Genomic DNA, 13,532 nt, shown 5'->3' with positions numbered 1-13,532 from the left:
GCGACACTTCGAAACCTTCCATGAGATCCAACAGCCCACCTATGCCTCCAAGCTGTTTCCTGGACAGGGCCTCTTTCTCGCCCTGGGTCAGGCGGCCCTCGGCAATCCATGGTGGGGCGTCGTCCTTTCCGTCGCCGGCATGTGCGCGTTGACGACTTGGTGCGTCCTGGGTTTCTTGTCCTCTGGCTGGGCTCTTTTCGGCGGTCTGCTCCTTGCGGCGCAGTTCGCCACGACGCATTACTGGGCAACGACTTACTGGGGAGGCGCGGTGGCCGCCATGGGCGGCTGTCTGGCCCTTGGCGCGACAGGGCGCATGCTGCGCGCTCCTGGACCGGCAGCCGGCGCGCTGTTCGGGCTTGGAGCCTCACTGCTTGCGGTCTCGCGCCCTTATGATGGCGGCGTGACCTGCCTGCTCCGTCTTGCCTGGCTGCTGCTTGCCGCCTTGCGCCGGGGGCGGGGGGCACTGCGGACTCTGTGTCTCAAAAGCGCCTGGTCCATGGCCCTCATCGGTGGTTGCGGCCTGGCCGGGCTGCTGGTCTACAACCATGCCGTCACCGGGAACGCTTTCCGCCTGCCCTACATCGCCTACAGCGAACGCTACGAACCCAATATTCTGCTAACCGCCCCTGGCGTGCCCATACCCGATGCGAACATCCCCCCGGAAATGCGACGCTACAACAGGGAATGGTCCATCCCGGCCGCTGTCTTGGAAAGTACGCTGCCCGGGAAAGCCTATGGACTGCTGCGCCGCTCCGACACCTTGATTTCCATGCTTAATCCGACGATGGTCCTGGGGCTTTGCGCGACCGTGCCGGCCTTGCCGGCCCTCGCCGCCATACGGCCCCTCGTCGTCATCCTGGGCCTAGGGATCCTGTCCACCTACATAAGTGCCTGGATCAACCAGCATTACTTGGCGCCGCTGTTGCCTGTGGCCACGGTCATGTGCCTTACGGCACTGCGTCTTTTACGCTGCCTGCGGCTGCGCGGCAGGCCGGTTGGTCTGGCTCTCGTTCGCTTGCTGCCTGCGGTCGTCGTGGCTCTCGGCATCTGGGACTGCGCCCAATATGCCGCTCGCCCGCAAAGCGACAATTACCGGAAAGCCTTGGTGCGAGAGGGACTCCGCCGCGAATTGCTGACCATGGGCGGCGAGCATCTGGTCGTGGTGTCCTATGCTCCGGATGCCAACGTCCATGCGGAGTGGGTCTATAATGCGGCCGACATCGACGCTTCGCCCATCGTGTGGTCGCGCGACCTGGGGCCGCGCGAGAACGAGGCGCTTTTCGCTTATTTCAAGGATCGCCGTATCTGGTGTGCGACGGTCGGCCTTTCTTCCATATCCGTAAAGGCATGTCCGGCCGGCAACACGGAGGCGACCGCAACGCGCTGATGTTCATTTCCGGACGATCCTGACGATGCGGCGGACAGGGGAGCATTGCTGAGGTGAAGGCGTCGGGGCTCTTCGGGTTTCCACGTTCCTGCCAGCTGCGTTCTCTGGGACAACTTCCCCCCGAATGCCATTCAATATTCCCGAGGAGGCGGTGTGCCGATCCGGCAGGATCGCGCGCCGCCTTGCTCGCTACCCTGGTGTTTTCCTCGAGTTGGTGGAAGCAAATTCGTATTTTGGCCGAACGCTTCCAGTCGGTTGATGCTGTACAGTTTTTATGTGATAATTAACAAATCCGACACCCGTCGAACGAGACCTCGCCAGGCGGGCTTCGAGAAGCGATATCCAGGAAAGCACCCATGTCTAAAGTGTTGCAGCTTTCTCTGCTTGTTGCCCTGCTCGTCATCATCACACCTCGCTTGGCCGACGCCACAGGGGCGTTCAATCAGTTGATCGGCTTGGGCGACAGCACCCTGGACAGCGGCTATTTTCGCTACGCCTCGACGGGAAACGCGACATACGACGCGGCTGTCGCCTCCGCCATCGCCGCCGGCGCCCAGGGCGGTTTTGCCGGGCCCGGGGTGATGACCACCAGCTTTTTGGCCGGAAGGTTTGGCCTGTCCGCCACGACGGTCAGCGCCGGTGGAACCAACTACGCCAATGGCGGCGCCTATACGGCGCTCCTAAGTTCCGGTGCCGGGGTCGCCGCCATCACTGGTGATTTTCCCGGGAACGTGACCACCACCCAGCAGATCGCCAACCTCCTCGCCTCCACCGGGGGCGTCGCCAATGCCCACGCCCTGTATGTGATCAACAGCGGCAACAACGACCTGATCTTCGTGCAAAACCAGGGCGCTGCCTGGATCGCCGCCAACCCTGCCTTTTTAAACGGCGTAGCGTCCGAATTCGCGTCCAGCGTGGCGGCCTTGCAGGCGGCCGGCGCCCGCAACATCATGGTGCCCGATACCTTTTACACATCGACGCTGACCGGCTCGGGCGGCATCGTCCCCGCAAGCAACATCGACGACTACGCGCGTGCGGTCGCGTATAACAATACCAAGTGGTCGGACTTGTCGGCGCTGGGCGTGCGCTTCATTCCCGCCGACCTCACCAGCTTGTTCCAGTTCGTGGCGACGAATCCCGCCCTGTTCGGGTTCACTCCATCCTCGGTGCTGTCGGCCAACGCCCCGTCCCCGGTCGTCGCCCTGATCACCACCTGGGCCGACATCACCCCCGTCCAACTGCAAACCTATCTGTTCATCGACGGCCATCACCTGACCACGGCCGGCCAGAAGATCGAGTCGGATTATGAAGTGAGCCTGCTGACGGCCCCGAGCCTGATGTCCCTTTTGGCCGAAGCTCCGGTCCAGGGCGGCCTGGCCCGTGCGGCCGTCATCCAGGGGCAGATCGACCTGTCCGGCCAACATCGCGGCCCGACAGGCGTCAACGTCTGGATCAGCGGCGGCGTCGGGGCACTGACGCTCAGGAATTTTTCGGGTTTTCCCGATGTGGCCGGCACGCCGTTTACGGGATCGGCGGGAGTGGATTACCAGACGCCGTGCGGACTCATCGTCGGCGCGGCCTTTTCAGCCGGGACCCAGACCCAGCGGTTCTCCATGGGCGGCGGGCATTTCGACCAAAACGACCAGGCCATAAGCCTCTATTCCGCCTACCAGGCCGGACCGATCTGGGGCAATGTCGTGGCCTCCTACGGCTGGTATCAGGACAACCTCGCCCGCGACGTGGCGTTGGGGCTTTTTACCGACAGCAACAGCGCCGACACCACGGGCTCGTCCCTGGCCCTGGCCCTGCGCGCCGGCGGCGACATCCGCCTGGGATCGGTCACGACAGGCCCGGTGGCGGGCCTGGTGCTGCAACAAGTGCGCATCAAGGGTTTTGCCGAATCCGGCGCCAGCGGCGCGCAGACCGGCAGCAACGGCGTCACGGCCCTGTCGTTTGGCGAGCAGATACGGGATTCGGCCATAAGCCAACTCGGCTGGCGCGCCTCGATCGACGTAGGCGACTGGCGTCCGTTCGTGGAAGCCAAATGGAACCACGAACTGGTCGACCAGTCGGACCGCAAGGTCAAGGCCGCACTCACTTCGACCACGGCCGCGCCCTATTCCATGGCCGCCGCCCCGGTAAAATCGGATTGGGCCACGGCCAGTACGGGGACTTCCTACAAAATCAGTGAACGGGTGATGGTACGGGGTTCCGCTTCAGCCACCGCCTTTGATTCGCAGACCGTCAGCTACGGCGGCGATGTCGGTGTAAACGTCAGTTTTTGAATCCGGATCGTTGACGACCTTTCCGGCCTGGAGCCCGCCGGGAGCCAGCAGCTATCGCTTCTCGCTTCCGTGCCGACTTCTTAGAAAACAGACCTACAGGAATGCCCATGCCGCTCGGAGGCCTAGGCTCGCGGGGCATCGGCGGCGCGGCGGAAGTCGCCGCCATGGCCGCGACGGCCCGTGGCCGACGCGGAAAGGAGGCGTGCCTCGTGGACGAGGAGCTCACGCTCATTTTCGATTCCACCCGGGAGCAGGGACTGCCCAGCCACTACCGAACCATGGCTGGCCCATTCGCGACGACGCCCACGCCGCCCTCGCGCCTGGGGCTCGACCGGTTGCGCGCTTCCGGCAGCGAGCAGCCTTCCCGCTCCGAGCTGGACACGACCATCCGCGGGCTGGCCGACAAGGTCACGGTGGTGGACCTGCGCCAGGAGTCCCACGCCCTGCTCGACGCCCATCCGGTCAGTTGGTACGGCCCAAAGAACTGGGCCAACGACGGCAAGACCGTCGAGGAGGCCGAGGCCGACGAGGCGGCGCGCATCCGGGCCCTGCCCACGCCTGGCACGGCGTCCGTGGCCCGGGTGTTGGCCAAATCCCCCGACGGCCGGCTGTCCGAGACGCAGGTGGAGCCCACGCCTTACAAGCGGGCGCGCAGCGAGCGGGAAACGCTCGGCGAGCTGGGGCTCGGTGCGTTTCGCATCGCGGTGCGCGACCATTCCCCGCCCGCGGACGCGGATGTGGACCGCTTCGTGGCCTTCGTCCGGGAATTGCCCGGCGACGCCTGGCTGCATTTCCACTGCCACGCCGGGGACGGACGCACCACGACCTTCTTGCTGCTTTACGACATGCTGCGAAACGCGGCCGCCCTGGGACTGGAGGAACTGGCCGTCCGCCAGCGCCTTCTCGGGGGCATCGACCTGCTCCACACGCCGCACGAGGGCTGGAAAGGACCGCTCTACGACGCGCGGGCGGCCTTTCTCGGCCGCTTCCACCGCTACGCCGCCACCCGGGACTTCCACCGGGTTCTCTGGACACAATATCAGGCCGCCGGGTAAGGACTCGACTTCGGTCTCGAGGCGACGAACACCTCTTATCCCAACGGCGGTCCGCAGAATGGTCAACGATTTGCTTTTGCTCGGCGGCGCGGCCTTCGGCGGCGGCGTCATGAACGCCGTGGCCGGCGGCGGCTCGTTTCTCACCTTTCCGGCCCTGGTCTACACCGGCGTGCCCTCGGTGGTGGCCAACGCCTCGAGCACGGTCGCGCTTTTTCCCGGCAGCTTCGCCAGCGCCTGGGCCTATCGCCGGGACTTCAGCCGGGCCGACGGCATCTCCTTCCGGGGACTGCTCTCGGCCAGCCTGGCCGGCGGCCTGGCCGGGGCCTTGCTGCTCCTTTTCACGCCGCAAAGGACCTTCGACGTCGTCATCCCCTGGCTGCTGGCCCTGGCCACGCTGGTCTTCGCCTTCGGGCCGTATCTCGCGCCCAGGCTGCGGCAGGTCTACCGCATCGGCCCGGCGACCGTCCTGATCGGGCAGTTCCTGGTCTCCATCTACGGCGGCTATTTCGGCGGCGCGGTCGGCATCCTGCTGCTCGCCCTCTACAGCCTGTTCGGCATGGCGGACATCCAGAAGATGAACGCGCTCAAGACGCTGCTCTCCGGCTGCATGAACGCCGTAGCCGTGGTCTGCTTCGTCATCGCCGGCAAGGTGCTCTGGCGGCCGACGCTGGTCATGCTCGTGTGCGCCGTGCTCGGGGGCTACTTCGGCGCGCACTCGGCCCGCAAGGTGAAGCCGGTTTACATCCGCGCCGCCATCGTCTGCCTGAGCGTCGTCATGACGATCCTCTTCTTCAGGCGCGTTTGAGGCCTTCTTCCTTGCGCCTCCGGCCGCCGTGCCTGCGACGTCCTGGCGCTACCCCTTGGGCTTGCTGTTCTTGCTGTTCTTGATCCGCCCCATCTCGATGATCAGGCCGTCCGCGCCGAGGTTGAAGGAGACCCCCTTGTTGACGGCGCGCAGCTTGATGATCACGCCATTGGAATTTTCCAGCCACTGCACGCCCTTGCCCTCCCCAGCCGCATAGCCTGCCCCGGCCTGGAAGTAGCCTCCCGGGAAATCCTCCACGCGGCCGAGGCGGTACACTTCGCCCACGGCGTTGACCTTGGTCACGCCGACGCCGCCGACGCCGAGGCCCCCGACCTTGAAGGCATAGCTGCGGCCCTTGAAGGTCAGCGTGCCCTTGCCGCCCGAAGCGCTGAGGATGAAGCCGCCATAGCCGATCTCCATGGACACGCGCCCCACGGGGGGGCCGAGTTCGGCCGCCCGGGCCGCGTCCGGCGACAGACCGAGCGCGCAGGCCAGAAAAAGGGACAACACGGCCAGGCACGAGGCCAGGCGGATGCACGCCGGGGCGGGGTGAAGACGCGGGTACTGCATGATGGCTGCCTTCCTTACGTTAAATGTTGCGTTGGGGATTGGAAGTTAGATCTCTGTAACGCGTTTGGTTCGCATGTATCAAGGCGTTTTGAAACCATGCGCGCTCAGGTGGGCCGGGATCCCGGAAATGATGGCCGTCGGAAAGGAAACATGCGGCCAGTGACCGCGGACGGGACGACTGGGGCCATGGAGAAAAGTCGCCGCGGCCGGGCGCTCATGGCGCGCCCGGTTCCTCGACGGGCGAATGTCCATGGATCGTCGGCATGTTTGTCCCGAACGTTGCCTGGGGGAGGGCGCGGCGAGAAAAAAATGCCGCCTGCGGGCTTGATTCATGAAGGCATAGTGTGCCGTGATCTTGAGGTTTTTCATACCTGTAATGAACCGGTCGCTTGGGGCGTAAATTATGCAAGAGGGCTGCGCGATATGCGGTGTTTTGCTTCTGAAAACGCCAATTTATTTTCATATTTGAAATGTTTTCTGCCATGCATGAAATGCAATGGAAGAAAAAGTCCGGAGGATGGATCATGTCCCATGCAAATGGCATATCAGGTATGTCGCCGCAACGCTCGATGATCGCTATGATAAATAAAAATGATGCGGCAGGAATCAAGTCGCGGACAAGCAAGGGATCATCTTCCAAGACGGAATACGACATGACGTCGACCAGCGGCACGCTGCACGGTGCGACGAAGAACAAGAAAAATTCCAGTTCGCACAGTTCTTCTGGCGAGACCAAGGGGACTAAAGTAAACAAGACGGTGTAGTCGTCGGGTCGGTTGGAAGCTGGAAAGCGGGGCCCCGAATGTCGACGCCCGCACATGGCCGCGGCCGGTCCGAACGAATCGGAGGTCCCGGATTCTTCCGCTGCCGGGTGCGCCGCAAACCGTCATCCCCAGCGCAGTATGGAGATCCCGCCATGGGTCGACCCGTTCGCATCACCCGCCGTGCCGCACTGGGGGCCATCGCGGTCCTGGCCGCGGCCCCGTTCGTCTGGGCCGGCGCGCCCGCGCCCTCCTGCCGTCGTCTGGTGGTTCTGGCCGATGCCCATTACGCCCCGCCCGAGCCGGGGCCGGACGGGCGGCCCGCCGCGCCCGACCAGAAGCTCGCCGCCGTGCGCGACGTCAATTCCTGGCCCGACGCCGAACTCGTGACCGTGGTCGGGGACATCGTGCACCGCTACGGCAGCCCGCAGGAATATGAAACGGCCCGGCAGTTCGTGGGGGCCATCCGCAAGCCCCTGGCCCTGGTGGCCGGCAACCACGAGTACATGTACGAGGACGCTCCCGGCCCCGACGGACGCCTGCGCCGGGCCTCGCCCGAACTGCGGCGGCGAAAGCTCGCCCGCTACCGGGAGGCCTTCGGCCAGAAGGCGCTCTATTATGCCAAAGATATGGGCAAGTACCTGCTCGTCTTTTGCGCCCCGGACGCGACTGCCGGCAGGTTGCTGACCGAGATGTCGCCCGGGCAGCTTTCCTGGCTGGAAAAAACGCTCGCCGCCGACCGGGCGCGACCCACGATCCTCTTCTATCACGCGCCGCTGGTCGGCACCCTGGACCACTACAACGCCAACGCCGACACGCCGGATTTCGTGGCCCAGCCTGTGGACCGCATCCGGAACATTCTGGCGGGCAACCCCCAGGTGCTCCTCTGGGTGAGCGGCCACACCCACACCCCGCCCACCAATCCGAGCTTCAACGCGCCACGCAACTGGTATCTCGACCGGGTGCTCGACGTGCACACCCCGGACATGAACCGGCCCACGGTCTGGAGCAACAACCTGTATCTCTGCGACGACCGGATCGTGGTGCGCACCTGGGACCACTCGACCGGAAGCTGGCTCACCCGGGACGACCGCACCGTTTTCTTGCGCGGCCTGTAGCGTCGCCGTCTGGACGTCCGGGCGTTCGTTGGGAAGCGATTTCTCGCGCCAGCGCTTCCTTGACCTCGGCGATGACCCCTTGCCAATCCCCGGGAGCCGTCTGTGTGAAAAGGCGCAACGTCGGATACCAGGGGCTGTCCTTTCTGCCGCGCAGCCAGCGCCAGCATCCGGAAAACCGATTCAGCACCCAGACCGGTTTGCCGAGGGCTCCCGCCAGATGCGCCACCGCAGTGTCGACGGTGACGACGAGGTCGAGGTTCATGACCAGAGCCGCCGTGTCGGCGAAGTCTTCGCATTGATCCATGTGATCGACGGCTTTCAGGGAATCGGGTGCTTTTGGTCCTTCCTTTTGCAGGCTGAACAGGCAGACGTCGTTTCTGTCCTGCAGTTGTTCAAAGAATTCCGCCGGCATGGAGCGTTGCTTGTTGGTGAACTCCAAGTCGCTCGAATGGCGCATCGTCTGCCCGGACCAGACGATGCCGACCTTGTATTGCGATATGCCGGCAAGCATGTCCTTCCAAAAACGGATCTTCTCTTCCGGCGCGAATAAATATGCTTTCGCGGAAGGGATGGAGTCGATGTCCGTATGAAACGCCAAAGGCAGGCTCATCATCGGGCACTGGAGGTCGAATGTCTCGTGTTGCACATCAGCAACAACGCGGATATTTCCAGAAAGGCTTTGGACCAGGCGCAGCAGCGGCCGTTGGACTTGCAGCAAGACGCGCAGTCCTTTCGCTTCCGCCATGCACGCATATCGGCAAAATTGTATCGTGTCGCCCAGTCCCTGCTCGCTGTGGATCAACAGCGTTTTACCCTGCGCCTCTTCCCCGAGCCATTGGGGCTGTGCAAGGCCAGGCTGCGATCCCCTCAACGCATACGATGCCTTGCGCGACTCGTACATCTCCCATCCCGTCTTGAAATCCCCCGTGGCCAGGAGCGCCATGGCCAAATTGCATCGATAGTCCGGGTCGGGCTTCAGAGACACGGCCCGCCGGTAGGCCTCTATGGCGGCGGGCAAGTCGTTCAGGTCCTTCAGCGCATTGCCAAGGTTGTTGTGCGCCTCCGGGTAGTCGGGCCTGAGTTGTATGGCTTTGCGGCAGCAATGGACGCTGTGCTCGGCAAGGTGCTGCAGCCTCGCCGTGATGGACAAGTTATTGTAAAACAGGGGATTGCTTTCATCCAGGCTTATTGCTCTCGCGAAACAACACTCTGCCTCTTTGATCTTTCTCAAATACAAAAGCGATATGCCGAAGTTGTTCAGTGCGCCGGGATGGTCTTGATGTTGCCGTGTGATGTTCGCATAAATCTCTATCGCCTTTTCAACAAAAGAATCCGACTTTGTTTCGATGCCATGGTCCTTGAGGACGTTTGCCAGCAGATAGGCGATATCCAGGCGATCCACGTGCATCGCGGCGACTTTTTCCAAAATCTCGATGGCTTCCAGCTTTCTGTTCTGCGCGCAAAGGACCAGGGCGTAATCAAGCCCTGGCGCAACGGATTGCTTGTCGAGCTCATACGCCCGTCTGAAGAATGGAGTGGCGTTGGCTACACGACCCGCCTTGACCTCATGCTTCCCCAAGAAAATGAGCGCTTCGGCATTGTTTGGATTCTTCTTGAGAAGATCAAAATACATCTTGTGCTGTTGCTGCAAAGATACGGAAGCCTTGCCATGGCTGGGATTATTTTTCCTTGAGTGCGTCATGCCTGAATTCATGCATAAACAATTCCAACGGTTAAGCCACCCTCAGAGGTGGTGGCCTAACCGTTGGAATCAAGTTGCGCGTTCCATGCGTCCGAGTAGCAGTTGCCGCAGCTTGCGGGAAAGAGGCGTGAAAAAGCGAAAGGCCCGGCTGTTAACCGGGCCTTTTGCAAGGAAATTTCGTGGGGTGACTGATGGGACTCGAACCCACGGCAACCAGGGCCACAACCTGGGACTCTACCAACTGAGCTACAGTCACCACTGGAGAACGAATTTCTTAGACCTCCCGGCCCGGTCCGTCAACATGTTTTTGAGCCGCTTGCCCGGAGGCGTCCCCCGCGCTATCGTTGGAAACGCCCTCCCGGCGAAACCGCCCCGCCGCCGCGCGCCGGGGCAGCCAAGGATCCCGACATGGACAAACTGCTCATCCGGGGCGGAAAGCCCCTCCACGGCGTCGTGCGCATAAGCGGCTCGAAAAACGCCGCCCTGCCCATCCTGCTCGCCGCGCCGCTTCTCACCCAAACCACTGTGGTCGAAAACGTCCCGCGCCTGCGCGACATCCATACCACCCTGAAGCTGCTCGACATCCTGGGATGCCCCTCGACGTTCGAGGACAACGTCGTGACCCTCGAGCCGAGCGCCAAGCTCACCCCCGAGGCCCCCTACGACCTCGTGCGCACCATGCGCGCCTCGGTGCTGGTGCTCGGCCCGCTGCTGGCCCGCACCGGCCAGGCCCGGGTGGCCCTGCCCGGCGGCTGCGCCATCGGGGCGCGGCCCGTCAACCTGCACCTGACCGCCCTGGAAAAGATGGGCGCGACCTTCACCCTGGAAGCCGGCTACATCGACGGCCGCTGCGACGGGCTCAAGGGCGCGCGCATCGTCTTCGACTTCCCCACCGTGGGCGGCACGGAAAACCTGCTCATGGCCGCGAGCCTGGCCCAGGGAGTCACCATCCTCGAAAACGCCGCCCGCGAGCCGGAAGTGGCCGACCTGGCCGACTTCCTCAACGCCATGGGCGCGAGGATCACCGGCCACGGCACATCCGTCATCACCATCGAAGGCGTGCCGCGCCTTGGCGGCGGCCGCTACCGGATCATGCCCGACCGCATCGAGGCCGCCACCTACATGATGGCCGCCGCCATCACCGACGGCGAGCTGCGCCTGGAACAGTGCCCGTTCATGGAACTCGACGCCGTGGTGTCCAAGCTGCGCGAGATGGGGGTGCAGGTGGAGGCCACCAACGCCGGGGTGCTGGTGCGCCGCCGCGAGCAGCTCGTGGGCGTGGACCTGGCCACCCAGCCCTACCCTGGCTTTCCCACGGACGTGCAGGCCCAGATCATGGCGCTCATGTGCGTGGCCATGGGCGCGGGCTCCATCCGCGAGACCATCTTCGAAAACCGCTTCATGCACGTCCAGGAGCTGGTGCGCCTGGGGGCGCAGATCCGCATCTCGGCCCAGCACGCCTTCATCCGTGGGGTCAAAAGCCTGACCGGCGCGCCGGTCATGGCCTCGGACCTGCGGGCCAGCGCCTCCCTGGTCCTGGCCGGGCTGGCCGCCCGGGGCGAGACGCTCATCCAGCGCGTCTACCACCTGGACCGGGGCTACGAGGCGGTGGAAGTCAAGCTGCGCGGCGTGGGCGCGGACATCGAACGACTGCCCTGATTACGCCCGTCGCCGGGAAAGGAGTCGCGCGTGGCCGCCATCGACCTGAGCGTATTCGATCTGTTCAAGATCGGGCCCGGGCCGTCGAGTTCCCATACCATCGGCCCCATGCTGGCCGGCTGCGACTTCCTGGAGCTCCTGCGCCGGCAGCCGGCCGAGATCCTGTCCCGGGCGGCGCGCCTGGAGGTGACGCTTCTCGGGAGCCTGGCCGCCACGGGCAAGGGGCACGGCACGGACCGGGCCGTGCTGGCCGGGCTCCTCGGCCGGGAACCAAGGCGCTGCCCGCCGGACTTCCTCGACGAGCTGGCCCGGTCCCCGGACCTGCCGCGCCTGGTGGAACTGCCGTCCCGGGCGCTTGCCGTCAGCGCCCGGGACGTGGTGTTCGGGCCCGTTGACGGCGACCTGCCCTGCCCCAACACCCTGGTCTTTCGCCTGCTCGGCGACGCTCCCGGCGCTTCGCCCCTGCTCGAGCGCGCCTACGCCTCCGTGGGCGGCGGCTTCATCCAGTACGAGGGCCAGCCGGCCCCGACGCGGGGCGCGCCGGTCCACGTCTACGAGACCATGGCCGACATCCGGCGGCTCGTGGCCGAGGGCGACTTGCCCCTTCCCCGGCTCATGCTCGAAAACGAGACGGCCCTGACCGGGGCCACGGCCGAGGAGGTCATGGCGGGCCTCGACGCGGTGCTGGCGGCCATGGACGCCTCGGTCACGACGGGCCTTGCCGCCACGGGCGTGCTGCCCGGCCCCCTGCGCCTGGAACGCAAGGCCGCCCGGCTCCACGAACGGGCCTGCCGGTCCAGGCGGCTCCCCCACGAAAGCGCCCTGGCCAAGCTCATCGCCTACGCCTTCGCCGCGGCCGAGGAAAACGCCGCCGGCCACGTCGTGGTCACCGCCCCCACCTGCGGCGCGGCCGGCATCGTGCCGGCCACGGCCCGGTTCATGCGTACCGTGCTCGACGCGCCCCAACAGGCCGTGCGCGAGGGACTGCTGGCCGCCGCCACCATCGGTTTCCTGGCCAAACGCAACGCCACCATCGCCGGCGCGGAAGGCGGCTGCCAGGCCGAGGTCGGCGTGGCCTCGGCCATGGCCGCGGCCATGCTGGCCCAGGGCCTGGGCTACGACGCCCGGGTGGCGGAAAACGCGGCCGAAACGGCCCTTGAGCACCACCTGGGCATGACCTGCGACCCGGTGGGCGGCTTCGTCCAGATTCCCTGCATCGAACGCAACGCCATGGGCGCGGTCAAGGCCTACGCCGCCTTCCTCGTGGCTTCGGCCGAAATGCCCGCCCACCACAGGGTGGGCCTCGACGAGGCCATCGCGGCCATGCGGGCCACGGGCCGGGACATGAACCGCAAATACAAGGAAACGGCCGAGGGCGGCCTGGCCGTCAGCGTCATCGCCTGCTGACGTGATTTGCAAGGGGGAAAGCCTCCGGCGGCCAAAGGGCTGGCGCCCTTTGGAATCCCGCCACGATTCCAGGCGGATATCGTAAAACAAACGAAAGGTGTGAATATTTCGCTTTTTGCGGTGTGCATCGCGGCCAATACAGGGTATGACCATCGGCAAGCGAGCATGCAGGAGGCGTGTATGTACCTTTCGCGAATTCTCCCCGTGGCGGCGCTCCTCGCCGTCGTGTCGCTCGGCCTGCCGGGACGGGCCCATGCCGTCGGGCTTTTCCAGTGCGTCGACCCGGCCGGACAGCAGGTCTGCGTGGTGGACAGCGGCTCCATGACCGGCTTTACGCCCTCGCAGCTGTGCAACCGGTCCTGCGCGGCCTGCGCCGGCCGTTGCGACGGGGCGCGCTACTACCCCTCCCAGTCCGGGCACTGGGAAAAATCCTGGCAGGTCGCGCCCGGCATCACCGGCAACAACATCCTGACCCCGGGGCCGGATATGCAACAGGACGCCCGGACCATCGTCAGGGAAGGCCTGGCCACGCCCGGGCCCCAGCCTTCCGTGCCCGCGCCGGGCACCTACTACCCCGTTCCGGCGCCGAACCAGGGCCAGCAACTTCCCCCGGGCTACTATTATTACGTGCCGCCGACCAACTAGGATCGCCCAAAAAAACGCCCGCCGGTAACCTCCCGGCGGGCGACATCATATCCCAAAATGCGGCGCTTCGCCGCTGGCGCCCGTGGTCGGGGAATCGGCCCGGACGTGCTGCCGGCTTTGCGGCCTGCGGGTCCGGGC

General features: G+C 65.0%; 11 protein-coding genes and 1 tRNA gene. 8 read left to right on the top strand and 4 right to left on the bottom strand.

The window, feature by feature from the left end; genetic code table 11:
* The 4 genes from Q1K70_RS20495 to Q1K70_RS20480 all read left to right on the top strand — a co-directional run.
* The coding region (locus tag Q1K70_RS20495; protein ID WP_300164029.1) for a hypothetical protein at positions 1–1,387 on the top strand (1,387 nt) is incomplete at its 5' end.
* Between the two features lie 356 nt (positions 1,388–1,743).
* Complete coding sequence (locus Q1K70_RS20490; RefSeq protein ID WP_300164026.1) at positions 1,744–3,672, top strand: autotransporter domain-containing protein; 1,929 nt, start codon at positions 1,744–1,746, stop codon at positions 3,670–3,672.
* A 107-nt stretch (positions 3,673–3,779) separates the two neighbouring features.
* Positions 3,780–4,727 carry a phosphatase gene (locus Q1K70_RS20485; protein WP_300164023.1) on the top strand — a complete coding sequence of 316 codons (948 nt, stop codon included), beginning with the start codon at positions 3,780–3,782 and terminating at the stop codon, positions 4,725–4,727.
* 58 nt (positions 4,728–4,785) lie between these two features.
* Positions 4,786–5,532, top strand: coding sequence for a sulfite exporter TauE/SafE family protein (locus Q1K70_RS20480; protein WP_300164020.1), 747 nt, complete (start codon positions 4,786–4,788; stop codon positions 5,530–5,532).
* Positions 5,533–5,580: 48 nt separating this feature from the next.
* On the opposite strand, the gene Q1K70_RS20475 is transcribed toward Q1K70_RS20480, so the two are convergent.
* Both Q1K70_RS20475 and Q1K70_RS20470 read right to left on the bottom strand, forming a co-directional pair.
* Positions 5,581–6,102, bottom strand: a complete 522-nt coding sequence (locus tag Q1K70_RS20475) for a hypothetical protein (RefSeq protein WP_300164017.1) — start codon at positions 6,100–6,102, stop codon at positions 5,581–5,583.
* Between the two features lie 214 nt (positions 6,103–6,316).
* Entirely contained in the window at positions 6,317–6,799 is a 483-nt protein-coding gene (locus tag Q1K70_RS20470; RefSeq protein WP_300164013.1) for a hypothetical protein, read from the bottom strand.
* A gap of 219 nt (positions 6,800–7,018) precedes the next feature.
* Here Q1K70_RS20470 and Q1K70_RS20465 point away from each other — a divergent pair, with 219 nt between their 5' ends.
* Positions 7,019–7,981, top strand: a complete 963-nt coding sequence (locus Q1K70_RS20465; RefSeq protein ID WP_300164009.1) for a metallophosphoesterase — start codon at positions 7,019–7,021, stop codon at positions 7,979–7,981.
* Here Q1K70_RS20465 and Q1K70_RS20460 read toward each other — a convergent pair.
* Both Q1K70_RS20460 and Q1K70_RS20455 read right to left on the bottom strand, forming a co-directional pair.
* The gene (locus Q1K70_RS20460) at positions 7,941–9,695 is read right to left on the bottom strand and encodes a tetratricopeptide repeat-containing glycosyltransferase family protein (protein ID WP_300164006.1); all 1,755 of its coding nucleotides are present in this window, start codon (positions 9,693–9,695) and stop codon (positions 7,941–7,943) included. The genes Q1K70_RS20465 and Q1K70_RS20460 overlap by 41 nt on opposite strands.
* Before the next feature lie 168 nt (positions 9,696–9,863).
* Positions 9,864–9,939: transfer RNA gene (locus tag Q1K70_RS20455), tRNA-His, on the bottom strand.
* Positions 9,940–10,091: 152 nt separating this feature from the next.
* Here Q1K70_RS20455 and murA point away from each other — a divergent pair.
* The 3 genes from murA (at position 10,092) to Q1K70_RS20440 (ending at position 13,394) form a co-directional block, all read left to right on the top strand.
* Positions 10,092–11,342 carry a UDP-N-acetylglucosamine 1-carboxyvinyltransferase gene (gene murA, locus Q1K70_RS20450; RefSeq protein WP_300164003.1) on the top strand — a complete coding sequence of 417 codons (1,251 nt, stop codon included), beginning with the start codon at positions 10,092–10,094 and terminating at the stop codon, positions 11,340–11,342.
* Between the two features lie 30 nt (positions 11,343–11,372).
* The gene (locus Q1K70_RS20445) at positions 11,373–12,749 is read left to right on the top strand and encodes an L-serine ammonia-lyase (RefSeq protein WP_300164000.1); all 1,377 of its coding nucleotides are present in this window, start codon (positions 11,373–11,375) and stop codon (positions 12,747–12,749) included.
* A 180-nt stretch (positions 12,750–12,929) separates the two neighbouring features.
* On the top strand, positions 12,930–13,394 hold the full coding sequence (locus Q1K70_RS20440) for a hypothetical protein (RefSeq protein WP_300163997.1): 465 nt from the start codon (positions 12,930–12,932) through the stop codon (positions 13,392–13,394).
* The last annotated feature ends 138 nt before the right edge of the window (positions 13,395–13,532 follow it).

Origin of the sequence: Solidesulfovibrio sp., from assembly GCF_029978005.1 — a bacterium.
In the GTDB taxonomy this organism is placed as follows: Bacteria; Desulfobacterota; Desulfovibrionia; order Desulfovibrionales; family Desulfovibrionaceae; genus Solidesulfovibrio.
The sequence above is the reverse complement of the archived record's forward strand: the minus strand, read 5'-3'. Positions and strand labels throughout refer to the sequence as shown.